The following is a 17,954-nucleotide window of genomic DNA, read 5'->3' as shown; positions in this document are numbered from 1 at the left end:
CCCCTGAAAACCGGGTTAGCGGTTAGCAGCCCGGCGGGGGGCGTCATTGATTCAGGTCAAAGCGGATTCAGGTCAAAGCGGATTCAGGCCAAAGTGGATTCAGCTCAAAGCGCGATGCGGCGCAGGATCTCCTCGGCCAGGGCGTCGATGTCGCTTTGTTGCGTGCGGTGGTTGACGATGGCGGCGCGGATGGCCATGCGGCCGCCGATGATGGTGGTGGAAGGGGCGAAAAGGCCGGATTCCTGCAGGTCCGCCACCAGATCGGCGGTTTGCGCATCTGTGTAGCCGGTGATGGCAAAGCAGACGATGTTGAGCTTGACCGGGGCCAGGAGTTCCAGCCGGTTGCTGGCGGTGATGCGCGCGGCGAGGTGCTGGGCCAGGGTGCAGGTGGTGTCTACCACGGCGCCGAGGGCCTCGCTGCCGTAGGCGCTCAGGGTCATCCACACTTTTAAGGCGCGGAAGCCGCGGGAGAGGTCCGGCCCGAGGTCGCACGGCCAGGGGTGGCCGCCGGCCAGGCCGCGCGGGGCGGCGGCGAGGTAGCTGGTGGCCTGGGCGAAGGTGGCGTTGTGGAGTTCGGGATCGCGGATGAGGACGCAGCCGGCGTCATAGGTGACCTGCGCCCATTTATGGAAGTCAAACGCCACGGAGTCGGCGCGCTCGATGCCGGTGAGGAAGTGTTTGCGGTTGGGCGAAAGGGCGGCGAGGGCGCCAAAGGCGGCGTCGGCATGGAACCAGGCGTTATGTTCATGCGCGATTTCGGCCAGGGCGGTGAGGTCGTCAAACGCGCCGACATCCACGGTGCCTGCGGTGCCGACGATGAGGAAGGGCGTGCAGCCTGCGGCCTTGTCGGCGGCGATGGCGGCGCGCAGGGCGTTAAGGTCCATGCGGAAATCGGCATCGACCGGGATTTTGCGCAGTGCCTGCAGGCCGAGACCCGCCATGTCCAGCGCGCTGGGCACGCAGCGGTGGACCCCGGCGCTGGCATAGGCGGTGAGGCGCGCGCCCTGGAGCCCGTTGGCGCGGGCATCGGCGCCCAGGGCCTTGAAGCGGGCGCAGAGCACCGCGATGAAATTGGCCATGGAGGAGCCGGTGAGCAGCACGCCGCTGGTCTGCGCGGGCAGGCCCAGCATCTCGGCCGCCCAGGCGATGACCTGGCGCTCCACCACGATGCCCACATGGTCGCGACCGCCGCAATTGGCGTTCATCGCCCCGGCGAGGAGTTCGGCCAGCATGGAGACCGGATTGCCGCCGCCATGGACCCAGCCCATGAAACGCGGGTGGGTGTTGCCGGTGACATAGGGCTTTATGTTGGTGGTGAAGGATTCGTAGAGGCGCTCCGGCGCCGTGCCGTGGGCGGGCAGGGGGGCTGTGAAACCTGCGCGGATGTCATCGGGCAGGGGGCGCCAGACGGGTTGCGTGGCGATGCCGGAGAGATGGTCGATCATGTCGTCCATCATCTGGTGGCCCAGGGCGCGCAGGCCGGACCAGCCGGCGGGGTCAAGTGTGCTCATGCGGGGCGTTATAAGGCGCGCCTCGGCATTACCCAAATTTCCCCGCCGGGGTGGTTTCAGGCGGCGGCGGCGTTCGCGGCGGCGTCAGTCTGGGCGAGGAGGCTGGAGTCAGTGCTGCGGCGGACTTCCACCGGCGTCACAATCCCCTCCGGCAGGGTAAATTCGAAGCCGTGGTTGCCGCTGCCGAAACCGGCGTCGCGCACGTCCTCGCGGTAGAAATTGGCCAGCACCCGGCCGACGCGCTGGCCCGCGCTGAAAATGTCCAGGCAGACGGGGGTTTCGGGTGATGCGGTGTCCTGCGCCCAGCCGGCGCAGATTTGCGGCCCGGCGGAGTCGACATAGCCGCGCAGCGGGCCGCTGGCCGAGGGGGAGGCGATGCCGGCGCGGCCTTTGAGGCGGTGGCGGATGGCTTCGAGCTGGAAGCCGCTGTCCAGGCGGGGCAGGCACATGTGTTCCGGGGCGCTGCCCTGCGGGTAGAGGGTGTGGAAGCTTTCCGCGTTGTGGAACTGCGGCCGGAAAGATTCGCCCATGAAGGTCTCGGCCGGGCAGTTCTCGGCGAAGATGATTTCGTGGTTTTCCAGTTCGATGTGGAAATAGGTGACCTCCTCGACGCGCGGAAGCTGGGTGATGGACACGCCGTTGACCAGCCGCGCGGCATGGACCAGCGCACCGTCGATGCAAATGGCGTGGCCGGGGGAGACGAAGAGGTCACGGGCTGGAATGTTCTCGGCCAGCGCGCCGGGTTTGATGTGGATGGGCAACACCTTGGCGTGGTTGGCGAAGGGGGCGGCGTAGCTGCGGGTGCCGATCCATTTTATTTTTTGCAGCCCGGCATGGAGGGTTTGCACCTCGTCGCCGATTTGCAGCTCCTCGACTGCCACCTCGCCGCGCGCGGTGGCGATGCGCGTGCCGCGTGCGTAGCAGGTCACCTCGGTGATCTGCGTGCCAGCGGTCACATCCGTGATGGTGAAGGCGGTGGCGGGGGGCACGCCCGGCAGACTCAACAGCTCGGTGGACGTTCCGTTCGAGAGTGTCAGCACGCCGCCTGCGAATGTATCGGAGGTGGCGGTGAAGCCATCGAGGACCAGCGTATCGCCAATGGTGAAGCCGTTGATCGCGGCGGCGATGCTGCCCAGCTCGGCGTAGTTGCCCTCCAGCGTCCAGGCGGCGCCATTGTCGAAGGTGATGCTGTTAAAGCCGCTGACTGTGCCGCCCATGTCAAACGACCCGGCGGAGCTGCCGGAGGCGAGCTCCAGGACGCCATTGTTTGCGGCGTCGCCGATGCTGCCGGTGAAACGGGCCCCGGTATCGAGGATGAGGCGGTCACCGGTGCCGCCGAAATAAACCGCCGATCCGCCGGGCGCGCCCTGGATCAGCCCGGCGTTGATGAGTGTGCCGTTGGAGCCAAGCAGCGCCGCGCCGCCAACGCCAGATACCGTGCCGGTCGCGGCGTTGTCGAATGTGCCGCCGCCGGAGAGAACCACACCGGTCGCATCATAGGTTTTGCCGTTGAAAACAAAGGTGGTGCCCGTGGCGGTCAGCTGCCCGGCGTTGTCGATTGTCGCGAGGATGCCAGAGGAGGCTGTTACGTCCACCCCGATCCGGCCGCCGGTGATGGTGCCGCCGGATGCGTTGCTGACATTTCCGCCATCCTTGAAGTACGCACCTATCTGCTTACCGTAGATATACCCGTTATTGTTCAGCCCGGCGGTCAGGCCCAGCGTATTTGCCGCGTAAACACCCAGATAAGTACCGCCGATAATGCGGCCGCCGGCTTGGTTTATTATCTCTCCTGCGTCACGCAGATAGACGCCAATACCGGCGCTGATCGTCCCCCCCGACTGGTTCGTCGCGTGGCCGCCGGAGAGCAGCGCCATGCCGGTGTCACCCAGAGTAACGCCATTATTAATAAATATGGTGTTGCCCGCGGTAATCAGCCCGGTATTGGAAATCTCACCCGCCCCCGCCCCGGTCGCGCCAGTGACAATGCCTTCATGCACACCCGTGACAGTGCCGGTATTAACCATCGTGCCAGCGTTAGCGAAATATACGCCCGCGCCATGGTTCCCGGCGATGCTGCCGGCGTTATCGACATAGCCGGAGCTGTTCATACGAATACCTGAGCGGCCGGAAATAACGCTGCTCAGGCTGTTAAACACCTGGCCGGATTGTTGCAGGTAAACTCCGGCATAGGCGGCGAGGGTGCCGCCGCCGCTGCCGGTCTGCTGGATGGTGCCGGAATTGTGAATAATGGCGGTACCGTTCTGCGCCTCTATCCCGGCGTAGCGTACCCCGGTGATCGTGCCGTTGTTCACGACGGTCATCGTCTCGGCATTTGTGCCCTGCGCCTGGATGAAGACGCCGACATTGCTGGCGCTGATCATTCCGTTGTTCACCGCCGTGCCAGGAAGCTCCAGGGCGATGCCGGTGCCAAACAGGCCGTAGGTGCTGCTTGTCGTCCTGATCTGCAATCCCGCGGTGCTGCTGGCCGCGATCAGGCCGCTGTTTTTTACATAGCCGGCGAGGCCGGGGGGCGGCGTGTTGCTGTGGGTGGTTGGGTTGTAATAATGCAGATAAACGCCGTTCTGCCCGGTGATGGTGCCGCTGTTGATGAGGGTGCCGCCATCGTTGAGCTGGACCCCGCCGTAAAAATTCGTATATTTATTGCCGGTTCCAGCGGTGTTGGTGCCAACGGCGCGGATATCGCCCGAATTGCTGACAAGCCCGCCGCTGCCGAGGTTTATGCCGCCGGAGTATCCGATGATGGTCCCGGCATTTTGCACCGTGACGGGGTGCGAATTTTTCTGCCCGGTCACCGCGTATTGGTCCCCTTTCAACGTGCCGCTGCTCAACAGCCCGGTGCTGGTGTTGGAGACCACGCCGCCGCCGAACAGCGCCACCGCGCCATATCTGGCGCCATAGATGGTGCCGGAATTAACCACCGTGCCGCTGCCGCTGAACAGCACCACGCCAACGCCGATCGAGCCGTCGATCTGCTTGCTGTTCTCGATATAGGACGAGCCGGTGCCGAAGACCGCAATGCCGCTGGCGCCTTGGATTGTGCCGGAATTGAGCACGGCGCCCGAGGCGCCCAGCAGAATGCCCCCGGCGAAGGGGTTGGAGGCATTCGTGCCATGGGTTTCGATCAACCCGGTATTGGTGATGGTGAAATTCCCGGTGGAGGGGCCGAACACGGCGCCCGCGAAGGGTATGAGCGTTGGCCCGTTACCGACGTTGACGCTGTAGGTGCCGGCGGGGCCGTAGGCGTTGATTGTACCCGTGATGGTTACATTCGGCGTCCCCGCGCTCAGGGTTTGGGTAACGTTGTGATACCCGGTGATCGTTTGAGACATGAATAAGCCCCCCGCTTCTGTGCAATCCTTATCGGTTTGTTAACAGATACGGGGGGCGAATTCCATTGATTTAGATCACGTTTATACGGGTCTGTGATAAAAAGCTGGAGTGCGGCGCGGCCGGGCGCCTGGGGCTCAGGCCATCCGCGCCTGCACGGCCCGCACCGCCTGGCGCTGTTCGGCGACCTGGGTTCTCATCGATTTTTGCAACTTCTCGAAGGCGCGGACCTCGATCTGGCGCACCCGCTCACGCGAGACGTTGTAGTGCTGGGAGAGGTCTTCCAGCGTGGTTGGGTTGTCCTTCAGGCGGCGTTCGGAGAGGATGTGGCGTTCGCGCTCGGAGAGGGTTTTGAGCGCGTTGGCGAGCAGGGCCTTGCGGCCGGTCAGCTCCTCGCGTTCGGCGAGTTCGGACTCCTGGCCTTCGCTGTCATCAACCAGCCAGTCCTGCCATTCGCCTTCACCGTCCATTTTGATCGGCGCGTTCAGGCTGCTGTCCGCCGAGGAGAGGCGGCGGTTCATGTTTACCACGTCCTGCTCGGGGACGTCGAGCAGATGCGCGATTTTGGCCACCTGGTCGGGTTGCAGATCGCCATCGTCAATCGCCTGCATCTGGCCTTTGAGGCGGCGCAGGTTGAAGAACAGTTTTTTCTGCGCCGCGGTGGTGCCCATTTTAACCAGCGACCAGGAATGCAGGATGTATTCCTGAATGGCCGCGCGGATCCACCACATCGCATAAGTGGAGAGGCGGAAGCCGCGATCGGGGTCGAAGCGTTTCACCGCCTGCATCATGCCGACGTTGCCCTCGGAGATGAGTTCGCCGACCGGCAGGCCGTAGCCGCGGTAGCCCATGGCGATTTTGGCGACCAGGCGCAGGTGCGAGTTCACCAGCGTATGCGCGGCCTTTTGGTCGCCGCGCTCGCGCCAGGCACGGGCCAGACGTTCTTCTTCCTCATGCGCCAGCATCGGGTATTTGCGGATTTCCTGCATATACCGGGTCAGGCTGGTGTCGGGGCCGATAGCCGAGATGGAGGCCATAAAGTGGATTCTCCTAAAATTTTCTCAGTTTGTGCCACCCAAGGAATTCGGCGTGGCAGGCAACTGAATACTTCATACGTTGTATCGCTGCCGTCTGGATCACATATCCTTATCAGTATTCACCGGAGATACCCCTTAAAAGGCAGTAATCCTCCGGCCAGATAGATGACCGTTTGGCGGCTTGATAAGGCAGTCTATGGGGCGGCGGAGAGGTTCGTCAATTAAAATGGACTGGTTTAGTCCTGTTTCAACTGCATGCGAGCAATGCATCCGCAAGGGTCTGGAAATCGGCCGGGGGCGGGACGGTAAAGCGCAGGGGAACGCCGGTGATGGGGTGGGTGAAGCCCAGGGTTTCAGCGTGTAGCGCCTGGCGGGGGAAGTCTAGGGCGAGGTCCAGCGCGGGTTGGCTGAGCGTTTTGGCGACGGCCGGGCGGCGGCGGAGATAGACCGGGTCGCCGACCAGGGGGTGGCCGATATGGGCGAGGTGCACGCGGATTTGGTGTGTGCGCCCGGTGGCCAGGCGGCAGGCGAGCAGGGCGGCGGCGGTGCCGAAGCTGCGCAGGGTGCGGTAGTTGGTGAGCGCGTGCTTGCCGTTGCGGGTGACCACGGCCATGCGCTTGCGCTCACGCGGGTCGCGGCCGATGTCGCCGTGGATGGCGCCGCTGGCGGGGTTGGGCACGCCCCAGCAGATGGCCTTGTACTCGCGCTCCAGGTCACGCGCGGCGAAGGCGGCGGAGAGGCGGGTGTGGGCCAGCTCGGTTTTGGCGGCAACCATGACGCCGGAGGTGTCCTTGTCGAGCCGGTGGACGATGCCGGGGCGGCGCTCGCCGCCGATGCCGGTGAGGCTCTCGCCGCAATGGGCGATGAGGGCGTTGACCAGGGTGCCGTCCGGGTTGCCGGGGGCGGGGTGGACCACCATGCCGGCGGGTTTGTTGAGCACCAGGAGGTGTTCGTCCTCAAAGAGGATGGAGAGCGCGATGGCTTCGCCCTGCGGCGTGGCGGGCGCGGGGGCGGGAGGGGTGAGACGGTAGAGCGCGCCAGGGCGCACGGGCTCGGAGGCGTCGGTGGTGATGGCGCCGTCGCGCGTGAGCAGGCCCTCCAGGATCATGCCCTTGACGCGGGAGCGCGAGATGGTGCCGATGGCTTTTGCCAGGAAGGTGTCGAGCCGGATGCCGGCATCTTCCGGCGTGGCGTGGACGGTTATTTCAGGGAGTGGGTATGCGCGATCAACCACAGGCGGATTTACGGGGGCTGAAGGCGCTGGTGGGCGGCATGGGGCTGCTCATTGTGCTGGGCACCGCGCTGGTCATTGGGACAGTCATCCACCGCATCTATGCCAGGAAGCCCGCGGCGTCGATGGTGGTGGCGCCCTTGACCACGCCAGGGGCGCCTGTGGCGGCCACGGTTGCTGGCGCGCTGGCACCGGGCGAACACATCGCGGGCATCGCCGGGGCAGGGGGCGATGTGGCAGTTTGGGTGAACGGCCCAGGCGGAGACCGGCTGCTGCTGGTCGACCCGGCCAGCGGGCGGGTGAGCGTGGCGTTGAGCGCAACCCGCTGAAAAGGCGGGCTGTTGGGGTGTTTTTGTGGAGGGGACGAAAAATTCCACCGCATGGCTTGTAAAAATTATCCCCCTGGCTTAATGCGCTCGTGCCTCGTCCCGTTCGTCTAGAGGCCTAGGACACTGCCCTTTCACGGCGGCGACAGGGGTTCGAATCCCCTACGGGACGCCAAGCAATTTCAACAGCTTAGCAAGGTTATCCACAAGCTCGTTTAGGGCGATACGGGATATATACGGGATAGACGTAACGGGACCGCCTAGAATAGACCGGGACAAGCCCCTGTTTTCACGCTCCCGTGACCGGCCAGCCCTTCACCGGCTGCACCTCCACAACATGATTGCCGGTTGCAACCATCGCGGGCAACTTGCCGCCGGTCATGCCGGTCTCAAGGGGGTGTTTCCCAAACCTCAGCCGGACCCGCTGCAAAAACGGTGTTTGAGGTGTTTGAGGTGTTTGAAATTGAAAGATGCAGATATTTACTGCAAAAAATCCAAACACTTTTTTCAAACACGTTTTCTGGCAGGTGTTTGAGGTGTTTGAAACCCGGTGTTTTACCCTTCAAACACAAAAAACCCGGCACGATGGCCGGGCTGGTTGGCGGATATGGGGGCGTCAATCAGTCAGGGGGCAGTTCATCGCGCCCATTATCGGGGAGCGTCACCCGGACATTGCCAACGGTTATTTCGTAACACAGCGTTTCAACCAGCGTGCCATCGGGCGTCCGGTCAACGATCGTTCGGCGGATGACAAGCGGCGCGCTGGCGGGGGCGAGAGCGGCTTCAAGGGCGGCTAGGCGGCGCTCAAGGGGTTTCATTTTTTGGCTTCCAATGCTGCGATTCTGGTTTCGAGTTCGGCGGTCTCGATGGTGCGGCGCGTGGTCTCTATCAGCCCGGCCAGCCCCTGCGCTTCGTCTATGGTGATGACGCCATCGGCGGCGGCTGCGGTGATCGCGCCCAGGGCTTCAAGGGCGCTGGCGGCATCCGTGACAGGCTCCAGCGGCAGCACCACGGGGCGGCTCTTCACCTCGGGCCAGATACGCCGCAACACCAGCTCGGCGCTTCGGGCATCGCCGGATTTAGCCGAATTGATGACCGCGAGAAGGATTTCCTCAGAAGCGTTCCGGCCCAGCAGGTCCAGGGCTTCAACCGCCTTGTGGCGCACGCCTTTAGGTCGCCCAGCCGGGTTGCCACTCTGGCCGGGCTTAAATCGCCCCGCCTGCTTGGGGCCAGAATTATCAGTCATGCGCGGCCCCCGTATTGCCGCCGCCAGGGCGAAAGGTTCCCCAGCGGCGGCGGGATCGCGGCCAGGGGGTCTGGCCTGCCCGATTTAGATTTTTGGAAGCGGTGCATCGGCGTTGTTTTCGAGGTCCGCAATCAGCTTTTTCCACGGCGCAAGGTCCGGTGTCGGCAATGGGGTAGTGCGGTATTGCAGCCCTCGGGCCACGGCTAACCGATGTTGATGGGACTCAGGCGCGAAGCGGGAAAACAGATTCAATTCAGCGCGGTTTTGAATCTGCATCCGCTCAATCTCATCGGTGCGCTCAATCAACCGCACAACATGCGGGGCCAGCACCTCGGCCATGCCTTCGTCAATCGCCATTTTATAAATCAGGCTTTGCTCAATATCCTCCAGCTCATCCCGGATTTTTTCGAGAGCGCGCTCGGCAATAAGTTTTGCATCCTCGATCTCCGTGATTGCGGCGCGCTGGCGGGTGATGCTCGGCATGACTGCCACATGGTCGCCACCGGCTACCATTGCGTCAACTGCGGCTTTTGCCCGGCCCTCGCGCGCTTCGCCTATCTCGCGCTGCGCTTGGGTGATTTTAATATCGGCATCGCGGATTGCAGCAGTTGCGCGGGTTTGCGCGGCTTCGAGTTGGTCACGGCGGGCAATCTTCACCTTCCGTGCGGCGATGGCTTGGCGGAGTTTTTCGCGTGCGGGGTCTTTTGCCATCGTTAAGCCTTTCTGATTCGTGATGTTGCCGGGCATTGTGCGGCCAGGGTTTTCCGTGCGGCGGAATCTTGCGCGAATGACGGTTTCGCTAAGTTCCCCTCGGGCGTAATCAGGCGCAACATGCTGCGGTAATGGTCCGGCGGGATCCCGGCCAGGTCAACGCCGCACGATTCCAGCGCCTCTTTATAAAGGGCCTCGGCATCCCCGCCAAAAGTCTCGCCCAGAAACGGCAACACTTCACGCCGCGCGGTTTCAGCTTCCAGCGCCTTCGCCATTGCGGCCTTGGTTAACGTCTCGGTCAGTTCGTCCAAACCGTAGCGCATGGCTCAGCCTTTCCGAATACGGGCAGTAGATGGTGCCACTGCGGCCAGCGCAGCAGCACCGGCAGCTGTCGCGGCGGGGGACGGGGTGCCAGCCCGGCGAATTGCCCGGAAAAGGCCGCCGTAGCCATCGCGGGGAACGCCGCGCAGGTCTGCCCCCAGCGCGTCCAAACCGATGCCGTAAATATCCTCTGCGCTCTTTGCGCCATCCAGCGCCATCGGGGCGACAACGCGCGAGACTTCGTTCAGGGCCACCCGGCGGGCTTCCATCGCGCGGGTTGCGTTTTTGGCGGCGCGGTCAACGGCGATGCCTAACGCGGCGGCATCAAAGGCGTGCTTGTCATCATATCCAAGGCGCGGGGGCTTGCTCATTTTTTGGCGGCTTTCTTTGGCGGGATGGGGTTAATGGCAACTGCAAGAATTTTCCGCACCAGGGCGGAACGGCTAACCCCCGCGCGGGCGGCGGTTTCGTCAATGCGCTGCACCAGGTCGCGGGGGAGATTCAGGGATGTAGGGGCCGATTCGATCATTTAACAATAATAACCGAATTGCCCCAAATACACAAGCAAAACTAACATTGAGTTTGCAACGTTGCGGGCGTGGGTCATGCGTCACCGCCCATAATATCAGCGGTGACGACGTAAAACCTCATTTGACCATGCCCGCCAATATGGATTGATTGCGAGTTTTTGCCGTCGGCGGATTCTTTCAAATACCCCTTGTCGCGCAACACCGCCGCTACTTGCTTGTAGTTCATGCCTTTGCAAACCTCATTGCGCCACGCCTCGGGCATGATAAGGAATTGCAGTTCGTCACCCACAAGCCGCGAGAATCCCGCGCGGTTCAGAATACGAATTTCACCGGGCGGATAGTAATTTTCGCCGGTTTTGGAATTGGTCTCATGCAACCGCTCAAACCGGCTTGCCCCGTGCGCTTCCAGGAACGCGCGAACCTGCGCCAGCGCCGCCGAATCTTCACCCGCGCCACTACCGCCGCGCTCGGCCAGCCATGCCTTGAAACACGCGCCAGCCGCCCGCAACGCCTCGTTTTTGGGCCAGGGCAGCACACCATAAACCCGCGCCAGTTCACCCGCCACGCCTATCAGTGCAAACCGGCTGCAAACGGATTTAACCTGGCCGTCGGCGTCGGCGGGGCAATTGTCTTTCATGAATTTGTCGCGTAGCCCCTTAAGATCGGCAGTCAGACCGCCTTCATCTTTCGCCCGATTATCCGTCAACTTCGCCAGGAAAGCCCGCGCCGCCGTGCCGTAATACTTTGCCGCCGCGCCGCTGATTTGTGTCGCCAGATCGCGGGCGTTGTCGAAGCCGTGAAGCTCTTGAAACACGCCATACCCGGCCCCGGCATCGGCAGGCAGATTGACAAGCCGCACTTCAAGCCCGGCCATTGTGCGCTTGCCTGCCTCGCCAATTTTCGCCGCGAGAGTGAGTTCACCAGTTGAAAGAAACAGGCTGCGCCAGGTTTGACGACGGCGGGCTTCACCGCCTCGCCCGGCGCGGCCTTTGCCGGTCTCGTTTGCAAGCATATAGGTAGTATCGCCAACCTCTTTAGAATCCGCCTGCCCGATTTCATCTAGAATCAACAAGCAATCGCTTGTTTCCGCCGCCACTCCTTCCAAGCCGTTCGCGGTGGTTTTCCAGGACCGCACCTGTCCGTTGCGTCGCGTGCCAGGCCCCCATTCTGAACCAGCAGCAAGGGCGCATGTTGTTTTGCCGCATTGTGAAGCGCCAACCAGGTGCAAGCCGCCCGAGTCCTGGCCCATGAATTCCAGAAGCGGGCCTGCAAACCCCGCTGCCATGAACAGCGCCACTCGATCATTGCCGATTGCGAATTGTGCAAGCTCATCCTGCCACTGTTTCAGCGTGCCAGCGGTTTTGAAGCTCTCGGCGCTAACTATCCGCTCAGACTGTAAAACGATGTTCGCCGCGCCTTCGCCGTAAACTTTGCCCCAAGGCGCGACAAAAACCGGCTTTCCCTCGGCTTCGTGCCAGCCGGTGCGGTCCACACATTCAAACCGGCGTGAAGAATAAACCCGCGCCAGGAAGTCTTTAAGCAGCCCGTGCGCTTGGCCGATACCGCACACAAGCCCGGCATCGGTCAGCGTTTCCGCAATTAAATTGCCCTCACGATGCAGCAAACTTTTAGGCATGGCCCATTCATGCCGCCGTCCATCGCGGTCGAGCCAGCGCAGAAACACGCTCCAGCCGGTGCCGTTTGATGTTCGCGCCTCGCCCAAAACGTCAAACTGACCGCAGACAAAAACCTTCTCAGGCCATGAACGATCCTTTTGTTGACCCGGCTGAAACCATAGCTGCCCTTTTTCCCAGGAATACCCGTCCGGCATTTTGAACGGCGGTTCAGCCAGCGCCGCACCGGCCAGCAACTCGGCCAGCACGTCCGGGCCTTCGCCTTCGGGCAGATCATCGGCCACATCCCAGCCGGGCGGAAACAGTTCCGGCACGCTCACAATGCGGATTTCAGCCGCGCCAGCTTCTCCGGCAAGGCGCGTAACGGCGCGGGCATAATCGGTTCCGGCGTCGTCATGGTCCGGCCAGATCGTCACCATGCGGTCAGCTAATGGCGTCCAGTCAGCTTTGCCGGCCGAATTACTCCCGCCGCATGAAGTGATCGCCACATAACTAGGAAACAGCTTTGCCGCTGCATCGGCTGATTTTTCACCTTCCGCAATCAACACCGGGTCTTCGGGGCGCGCAGCCAGCCGGTCCAGGCCGTAGAGTGGCAGCGGGGGCAATGGGCGTTTCCAGTGCCAGCCGGTGGCGTCTCGCCGCAACCCATTTTTGTCGGTCCATGCGCGCCGCCCGTAGGTGTAGGGGAGGGTTTGCTTGCCGCCATCGGCGGTATTGAACCGATACACCGAGAAGATCGGCGCGCCGTCGGCGGTGCGATAGTCCCAGCGCGCCACGGAATCCCCGTGCTGCCAATGTTTCACGCTCTCGGGCGGTTCAGCCGGTGCCGGGCATTGCGGCTCCCAAATTTCCGGCATGGCGAGGCGTTCAGCAACCGCCGCAACGGCGGCGGTGAAGTCGGGGAAGCCGCTGGTTTTCGGGGCCTCTGTAAACGGTGCGAAGGGGTCCGGCGTAATGCCGTCGGCGGAAAGCTCGTTCATTTTACGGCCTCCAAACCAAGCATTACGGCCATTTTTCGCGCCGCGTCCGGCTGGTTCATGCTGAACAGATACGCCGCGAGGCTCACGGGGTCGCCCCCCTTGTCGCCGGTCGCAAAGTCAGACCAAGCCCCGGTATTGGCGTTTATGCGGAAACTGCCTTCCGTCCGGTCATTCCGGCGCGGGTTGCGGGCGGTGTATTCTTGACCGGCAAAGCGGCCGCCCGGCAACCAGCGCGAGACGATGGCAGGGAAGTTCGCCAATGCGGCGCGGTTGACGGCGGAGAAGTCTACGGTATCGCTCATTTTTTGCCTCCCGTGAGAGCTGCGGCCAGGCGGCAACACTCGGCGGCATCGGCCAGTTGAACGGCGCGGCATCGGGGGTCAGGCTCACGGCGGCGGCGCAGCCACTCGGCGCGGGAAAGCAGATGCGCGGCGGCGCGTTTTAGGTCTAGGGGGCGAAGATTGCGCTTGTTATCGGCGGGGGTTTGGGGTAATTTGGGCATGTTCGATAAGCCTTTCTAAGCCGCCTCGGGGGAAAACGGGGCGGTTTTTCTTTGTTTGGGAGTCAGGCGGCGGCGCGGGCGGTAATGGGGGCAGCGGGCAGGCTCTCGATATATTGCCGCAATGATTCGCCAAGAATGAGGGTTCTTTTCCCGGCCTTGCGGGCTTCCAGTTTCCCTTCCGCAATCAAAAGATAGAGGCGGCTGCGGGAAAGTCCTGATTGTTCAGTTGCGTTTTCAATCGTTAGGGCGATGGGCATGGGGTGGCTCCTGTCTGGTTGGTTCCCCGGTTGTCCCGCGGTACATCACGCGAAAACATGGGGGGTTTCCGAGATTTATTCCCCAAGCCCTCGCCGTTTAGCTTCTGACAAAACCAGCAAGAGACTCTTTGCCCGTAGCGCGGGCGTGTCGCCCATTCCGGGGGGCAAAGGCTCGCGGTAGCGCAGCAGCGCATGAGGGGCGATGTCGGCCCCTTCTCCTTCCTCGCACCGCGCGCGCCAGTTTTGGACAGTTTGCACTGTGAGTTTTTTCCAGTCGATTGCCTCGCCAGCTTTCAGGGCGGCGCAAACTTTCTTTGCGGCCAACGGAACAGTGTCGCCACTATCCACAAGCTCGGTCATGCACCGCGCTGCCATCCCGATCATTGCGGCACGTCGGCGGGCTGTTGTCGGTCGTTTGCTGGCGGTACGGGTTGCCAAAAGCGGTACTTTCCGGCCCTCATCAAGATCGCGCAGCGCCTCTAATAGCCGCCCCAACGGAAGAAGCGCGCCCGCCTGAAGCAGTCCCGGCGCGTTACTCAGGTACTCGATAACCGCACCAAGGGATTGCTCAGCGGCGGCGAAGCCAGAAGGCGCGCCGTCATATTCAACCCCCGCCTCATGATGTTGATGGGAGGTGATTAACGAGGTGCAAAGCCTCGCCCATTCACTCAGTTCCGGCGCGTCAAACTCCGGCCTTAATGCGCGGAAAACGGTTTTGACGGATTCGGCGGGCGTGGTATCGTGATTCATCTTCGTTCCTTCCAGTGGTTCGGGGTTTTCTTTGGCCGGGCTGGTGTTCGCTGCACCTCCCGGCCTTTTGCGTTTTGGGCTTGGCCCTGCGCGGTTCACCGGCATGGTGTTTCACCTCCACAATCATAAAAAACCGCAGAAAGCCGCCAGTTTTGACGGTTAAGAAGTTCCGCAATCTTGTTTTCAAACACCTCAAACACCTGTCCATATTTAAGGTGTTTGAAATTTATTCCCCCAAAAACCGCAGAAAGCCGCCGTTTATTTGTGTTCAAACACTTCAAACACCTCAAACACCACAAAGAAGATGTTTCCGGCTTTGAAAAATAGGTCAGCATTACTTACCTTTCATTGTGGATTTAGCCAGCGGCGTTACATTTGATTGCGGGACTAAGCCCGTATCGGCGAACCCGGCGCGCATAGCCTCGGCCAGATATGAGGGGGCGAGGTGTGCATAGTGTTTGCTGCATATGGCTTCACTGTTGCCTAGCTGCGCGGCGATTACGCTCATGCTCACCCCGGCTTGTGCTAGGCGGCTGGCGTGGGTGTGGCGGAGGATATGAAACCCGATTGCGGGGGCAATGCCAGCCAGCTTGCAGGCATCTGATAGGCGGCGGGATTGATGACTTTTAAGCCATTGCTCGCCGTCGTCACGGGGCAGCACCAAAGCATTGCGGGGCTTGCCTGCGCTGGCCGTGGTGAATAGCTGCACCGCCTCAGCGGTTAAGGTGACGACGCGGGGCTTGCCTGCCTTGGCTTCCCGAACCGTGGCACGTCCGCCCACAAGGTCCAGATCGGCCACGCGAAGATTGCACAATTCGCCATAGCGGCATCCGGTCAGCAGCGCCGCCACAACCAGGTTGCGGAAAGCGCCTTGCGTGGCGTTCACCAGGCGGGCGGCTTCGTCATCGGTCAGCCAGCGCACCTTTGCAGCGTCCACGCCATGAAACGGTTGAACGCGCCGCCATGCGTCATCCGATTGCGCCAGCCCGTCGCGATACGCCAAATTTAGCGCCGCCTTGAGCGTGGTCATGATTCGGTTTGCCGTGCTGCGCCTTGCCCGTTTCCCGGCTGCATCTAGCGTTGCCCGGCTCTTGGGGGTGCCGTCGGCGCTGGCTCTAAGCCGTGCCGGTGCCGTCGCCAGCTTGTCACGCCAGGCTTTAATGATTCCAGCCGTGAGATCGTCAACCAGCCGCTTGCCCAGGCTTGGCAGGATATGAGCATCAACCGTGAATTGCGTTTCCCGCTCGGCCTTCCCGCCCTTGGCGCGGTAGTGCGTCATATAGTGCGTCATCGCCTCGGCAACGGTGATCTGTCTCACCGGCTCTTTCTTGGAGAGCGTGGCAAACCAAGCTCCCGCCGCGTCATAGGCTTGCTGATAGCTCAAGGTGCCGTCGCCGTCGGCGTCTAGGTAGTCATCGGCGCTGCCCAAAGCCTGAAACAGATTGCGGGGGGTTCTGCCTTTTACATAATGGCGGGCAATCCAGGTGCCAGACTTCCCGCCTGCAATCCGCCGGTAGCCCAGCGCGCGCCCCTCCTGAATGTTGCGCCAGAACGGCTCCTTCCGCACCGGCAACCGCAGCCGCGCCGATCTGTTGTCTAAAACCTCATCCCTACTCTTGCGCGCCATGTCACCGCCCTAAAATATGCCGTGCGGGATATATACGGGATATACGGTACAGAACGCAACGGGATAATAGGGGATTAAACTTTAGGGTTTACAACGCTTTATTGAACAGTATGGAACGCTAGAGGACGCTAGATACCGCTCTTTCACGGCGGCGACAGGGGTTCGAATCCCCTACGGGACGCCAAGGCTTGCAACCAATTGAAAAGCCATGGTTATTTTTGTGTCGTCCCGCGCTTGTGACACTCACTTGTGCACACGCGGGAAGCCAAAAATGGGGTGTTGTTCATACGTCGTGAAGAGGCGAAACCGGTACTACTTCCGTATGCGGTTGCCGACCGATCTGGGCCTGATTTTACGTCGAACTCATTTAATTGCATCACTTGGTACCAGTGATGCTCATAATGCAAAAATAAACGCATCGAGATTGTTTTTCTCACTTGCATGTTTTCTTGAGACACTGCGTCTTAGGATGACACACGAACTCAACACTGATCGAACGGATCAAAGCCCGGCAGAATTGCTGGCGCTGGGAGCGTTTGAGTTGGGGCGCCAATATCAAATGGGTGTCGAAGAACTCCGCATAGAATTCAATCTCAAGCTCAAAGCGATGGTCACAAGTGTTCAGGCTCAGATGGTTCCCGGCGATACGGCAGTCTGGGAGATGGCATCCGCGCCACAGCCTGCTCCCATGTTAACAAGGCAGGTAGACCACCCACACTATACACAAATGACAAATGAAACTGTCTCGGTCGAAATGCCACCTTCGATCATATCAACGCATACCGTGGAGGAAGCACGTCCCAGGAATTTAATCCCATCCTCTCCTGTTTGGCATACCCTTCGCACAGCGTTCATGCGCGATAAACCCGATCTCGAGAAAAAAACAATTTGGAGCTATGATCAGGCGTTTGACATATGGATCAAGCTAATCGGCGATAAAGCCATTAGGGACATTCGTCGGGGAGACGTCAAGGTTTTCGCGGACTTTCTGCGTGATAAGGAAAATCCCCGTGGCGGGAAGTTAAGTCATGCAACAATCCAACGCAGCGTCGGGCATATTAAGACGTTCATGAGCTGGGCGGTTGCTGCAGGCAGTGTGGAGGACGATGGTTTTGAAAAGGTGAGCATCCGAAGCTTAACGAAGGAAGAACGGATGGGCGATGAAGATCGTCGGGCTTTCACCCAGAGCGAAGTGTCAATGTTGTTTCACAGCCGACTCTTTACGGAAGAATGTAGTCCAAGCGAGGAAGCAACCCGTTGGTTTTTAGCTATTGCAGCTCTAACAGGTGCTCGAACAGAGGAAATCGCAATGGCGCCTTCGCAGTTCGTATGGGTAGACGACGTTCTTTGTATGGATCTTCGTAAGGTTGGCACCAAAACTCCTGCCGCACCCCGGTTGATCCCACTTCTTGGAGACCTTCTGAAGATGGGTATAGTCGAATGGGCTGCCAAGCAGTCCGCCCGAGGGTTCACCCTGGTTCAACCGGATGTTAAGCAAAAGAGCGCGCCTGCATGGTCCAAATTTTTAAACCGGTATTTGGATAAGACCGTCACGAAGGACCCCACACTCGCCTTGTACTCATTGCGGCATAGTTTCCGACAAATGTTGCGAGCGGGAAATATAGGCGACGAATTGTGCGATAAAATTTTTGGGCATTCCAGCGGGAAGGTCGGGGCAGGTTATGGCAGAGACCTCAGCGCCGATGAAGCCCGGTTGTTTTTAGCTGGAGTAAAACCTCACGTATCCCTTCAGCATCTATGGCAGTAAACCGCGAACCAAACATCCCGGCTGGCCTGGCATATCATATTATCCTATCCTGACTCGTTGGCGACTGGGTTGGACGCGGAGATGAAGGGTAGAGTACGGCAGGGTCGGGCCGTGGAACGAACCCGCTTCGCGGGATTGGTGCATGTGTTGATGGCGTTGCCTTAGCCCAGGT

Annotated in this window: 19 protein-coding genes and 1 tRNA gene; 3 read left to right on the top strand and 17 right to left on the bottom strand. The window is 61.0% G+C overall.

Annotated features, from left to right (window positions below; translation table 11 throughout):
• Positions 1-104: 104 nt before the first annotated feature.
• The 4 genes from QQJ84_RS03865 to QQJ84_RS03850 form a co-directional block, all read right to left on the bottom strand.
• Complete coding sequence (locus QQJ84_RS03865) at positions 105-1,511, bottom strand: pyridoxal phosphate-dependent decarboxylase family protein (RefSeq protein WP_284256695.1); 1,407 nt, start codon at positions 1,509-1,511, stop codon at positions 105-107.
• Positions 1,512-1,567: 56 nt separating this feature from the next.
• Positions 1,568-4,864 (bottom strand): Hint domain-containing protein, encoded by a 3,297-nt coding sequence (locus QQJ84_RS03860; RefSeq protein WP_284256694.1) that lies wholly within the window; start codon positions 4,862-4,864, stop codon positions 1,568-1,570.
• A 135-nt stretch (positions 4,865-4,999) separates the two neighbouring features.
• Entirely contained in the window at positions 5,000-5,899 is a 900-nt protein-coding gene (rpoH, locus tag QQJ84_RS03855) for an RNA polymerase sigma factor RpoH (protein WP_284256693.1), read from the bottom strand.
• A 247-nt stretch (positions 5,900-6,146) separates the two neighbouring features.
• Positions 6,147-7,133: an RluA family pseudouridine synthase gene (locus QQJ84_RS03850; RefSeq protein WP_284256692.1), complete on the bottom strand. Its 987-nt coding sequence runs from the start codon at positions 7,131-7,133 to the stop codon at positions 6,147-6,149.
• On the opposite strand from QQJ84_RS03850, the gene QQJ84_RS03845 reads away from it, so the two are divergent.
• Positions 7,118-7,459: a hypothetical protein gene (locus QQJ84_RS03845; protein WP_284256691.1), complete on the top strand. Its 342-nt coding sequence runs from the start codon at positions 7,118-7,120 to the stop codon at positions 7,457-7,459. The two genes, QQJ84_RS03850 and QQJ84_RS03845, sit on opposite strands and share 16 nt — an antisense overlap.
• 96 nt (positions 7,460-7,555) lie before the next feature.
• Positions 7,556-7,631, top strand: a tRNA-Glu gene (locus QQJ84_RS03840).
• Between the two features lie 114 nt (positions 7,632-7,745).
• Here the strand turns inward: QQJ84_RS03840 and QQJ84_RS03835 are convergent.
• The 13 genes from QQJ84_RS03835 to QQJ84_RS03780 all read right to left on the bottom strand — a co-directional run bounded on the left by QQJ84_RS03835 (position 7,746) and on the right by QQJ84_RS03780 (position 16,014).
• Positions 7,746-7,967, bottom strand: coding sequence for a hypothetical protein (locus QQJ84_RS03835; protein ID WP_284256690.1), 222 nt, complete (start codon positions 7,965-7,967; stop codon positions 7,746-7,748).
• 109 nt (positions 7,968-8,076) lie between these two features.
• A complete protein-coding gene (locus QQJ84_RS03830) occupies positions 8,077-8,274 on the bottom strand; it encodes a hypothetical protein (RefSeq protein ID WP_284256689.1) in 198 nt (65 codons plus the stop codon).
• On the bottom strand, positions 8,271-8,702 hold the full coding sequence (locus QQJ84_RS03825) for a DUF5681 domain-containing protein (protein WP_284256688.1): 432 nt from the start codon (positions 8,700-8,702) through the stop codon (positions 8,271-8,273). Before QQJ84_RS03825 ends, QQJ84_RS03830 begins: the two co-directional genes overlap by 4 nt.
• An 84-nt stretch (positions 8,703-8,786) precedes the next feature.
• The gene (locus tag QQJ84_RS03820; RefSeq protein WP_284256687.1) at positions 8,787-9,449 is read right to left on the bottom strand and encodes a hypothetical protein; all 663 of its coding nucleotides are present in this window, start codon (positions 9,447-9,449) and stop codon (positions 8,787-8,789) included.
• A complete protein-coding gene (locus QQJ84_RS03815; protein ID WP_284256686.1) occupies positions 9,416-9,736 on the bottom strand; it encodes a hypothetical protein in 321 nt (106 codons plus the stop codon). Before QQJ84_RS03815 ends, QQJ84_RS03820 begins: the two co-directional genes overlap by 34 nt.
• A gap of 3 nt (positions 9,737-9,739) precedes the next feature.
• Positions 9,740-10,105: a hypothetical protein gene (locus QQJ84_RS03810; RefSeq protein WP_284256685.1), complete on the bottom strand. Its 366-nt coding sequence runs from the start codon at positions 10,103-10,105 to the stop codon at positions 9,740-9,742.
• Positions 10,102-10,263 (bottom strand): ribbon-helix-helix domain-containing protein, encoded by a 162-nt coding sequence (locus QQJ84_RS19420; RefSeq protein WP_408861733.1) that lies wholly within the window; start codon positions 10,261-10,263, stop codon positions 10,102-10,104. Before QQJ84_RS19420 ends, QQJ84_RS03810 begins: the two co-directional genes overlap by 4 nt.
• 74 nt (positions 10,264-10,337) lie before the next feature.
• Entirely contained in the window at positions 10,338-12,878 is a 2,541-nt protein-coding gene (locus QQJ84_RS03805) for a DUF927 domain-containing protein (protein ID WP_284256684.1), read from the bottom strand.
• Positions 12,875-13,180, bottom strand: coding sequence for a hypothetical protein (locus tag QQJ84_RS03800; RefSeq protein WP_284256683.1), 306 nt, complete (start codon positions 13,178-13,180; stop codon positions 12,875-12,877). Before QQJ84_RS03800 ends, QQJ84_RS03805 begins: the two co-directional genes overlap by 4 nt.
• A complete protein-coding gene (locus QQJ84_RS03795; protein ID WP_284256682.1) occupies positions 13,177-13,380 on the bottom strand; it encodes a hypothetical protein in 204 nt (67 codons plus the stop codon). The genes QQJ84_RS03800 and QQJ84_RS03795 overlap by 4 nt, the downstream gene beginning before the upstream one ends.
• Positions 13,381-13,442: 62 nt before the next feature.
• Positions 13,443-13,637: a helix-turn-helix domain-containing protein gene (locus tag QQJ84_RS03790; protein ID WP_284256681.1), complete on the bottom strand. Its 195-nt coding sequence runs from the start codon at positions 13,635-13,637 to the stop codon at positions 13,443-13,445.
• Positions 13,638-13,712: 75 nt separating this feature from the next.
• A complete protein-coding gene (locus QQJ84_RS03785) occupies positions 13,713-14,387 on the bottom strand; it encodes a hypothetical protein (RefSeq protein ID WP_284256680.1) in 675 nt (224 codons plus the stop codon).
• 334 nt (positions 14,388-14,721) lie between these two features.
• Positions 14,722-16,014, bottom strand: a complete 1,293-nt coding sequence (locus QQJ84_RS03780; RefSeq protein ID WP_284256679.1) for a tyrosine-type recombinase/integrase — start codon at positions 16,012-16,014, stop codon at positions 14,722-14,724.
• Between the two features lie 208 nt (positions 16,015-16,222).
• Between QQJ84_RS03780 and QQJ84_RS03775 the strand changes: the two genes are divergently transcribed.
• Positions 16,223-17,782: a DUF6538 domain-containing protein gene (locus QQJ84_RS03775; RefSeq protein ID WP_348522662.1), complete on the top strand. Its 1,560-nt coding sequence runs from the start codon at positions 16,223-16,225 to the stop codon at positions 17,780-17,782.
• Positions 17,783-17,954 lie beyond the last annotated feature (172 nt).

The organism is Acidocella aquatica, from assembly GCF_030160635.1.
Lineage (GTDB): Bacteria > Pseudomonadota > Alphaproteobacteria > Acetobacterales > Acetobacteraceae > Acidocella > Acidocella aquatica.
The sequence above is the reverse complement of the archived record's forward strand: the minus strand, read 5'-3'. Positions and strand labels throughout refer to the sequence as shown.

Coding starts and splice junctions, on each gene's coding strand:
- QQJ84_RS03865 (WP_284256695.1), bottom strand. CDS start 1,511: ATGAGCACACTTGACCCCGCCGGCTGGTCCGGCCTGCGCGCCCTGGGC.
- QQJ84_RS03860 (WP_284256694.1), bottom strand. CDS start 4,864: ATGTCTCAAACGATCACCGGGTATCACAACGTTACCCAAACCCTGAGC.
- rpoH (WP_284256693.1), bottom strand. CDS start 5,899: ATGGCCTCCATCTCGGCTATCGGCCCCGACACCAGCCTGACCCGGTAT.
- QQJ84_RS03845 (WP_284256691.1), top strand. CDS start 7,118: ATGCGCGATCAACCACAGGCGGATTTACGGGGGCTGAAGGCGCTGGTG.
- QQJ84_RS03830 (WP_284256689.1), bottom strand. CDS start 8,274: ATGAAACCCCTTGAGCGCCGCCTAGCCGCCCTTGAAGCCGCTCTCGCC.
- QQJ84_RS03825 (WP_284256688.1), bottom strand. CDS start 8,702: ATGACTGATAATTCTGGCCCCAAGCAGGCGGGGCGATTTAAGCCCGGC.
- QQJ84_RS03820 (WP_284256687.1), bottom strand. CDS start 9,449: ATGCCCGGCAACATCACGAATCAGAAAGGCTTAACGATGGCAAAAGAC.
- QQJ84_RS03815 (WP_284256686.1), bottom strand. CDS start 9,736: ATGCGCTACGGTTTGGACGAACTGACCGAGACGTTAACCAAGGCCGCA.
- QQJ84_RS03810 (WP_284256685.1), bottom strand. CDS start 10,105: ATGAGCAAGCCCCCGCGCCTTGGATATGATGACAAGCACGCCTTTGAT.
- QQJ84_RS19420 (WP_408861733.1), bottom strand. CDS start 10,263: ATGATCGAATCGGCCCCTACATCCCTGAATCTCCCCCGCGACCTGGTG.
- QQJ84_RS03805 (WP_284256684.1), bottom strand. CDS start 12,878: ATGAACGAGCTTTCCGCCGACGGCATTACGCCGGACCCCTTCGCACCG.
- QQJ84_RS03800 (WP_284256683.1), bottom strand. CDS start 13,180: ATGAGCGATACCGTAGACTTCTCCGCCGTCAACCGCGCCGCATTGGCG.
- QQJ84_RS03795 (WP_284256682.1), bottom strand. CDS start 13,380: ATGCCCAAATTACCCCAAACCCCCGCCGATAACAAGCGCAATCTTCGC.
- QQJ84_RS03790 (WP_284256681.1), bottom strand. CDS start 13,637: ATGCCCATCGCCCTAACGATTGAAAACGCAACTGAACAATCAGGACTT.
- QQJ84_RS03785 (WP_284256680.1), bottom strand. CDS start 14,387: ATGAATCACGATACCACGCCCGCCGAATCCGTCAAAACCGTTTTCCGC.
- QQJ84_RS03780 (WP_284256679.1), bottom strand. CDS start 16,014: ATGGCGCGCAAGAGTAGGGATGAGGTTTTAGACAACAGATCGGCGCGG.
- QQJ84_RS03775 (WP_348522662.1), top strand. CDS start 16,223: ATGGTTATTTTTGTGTCGTCCCGCGCTTGTGACACTCACTTGTGCACA.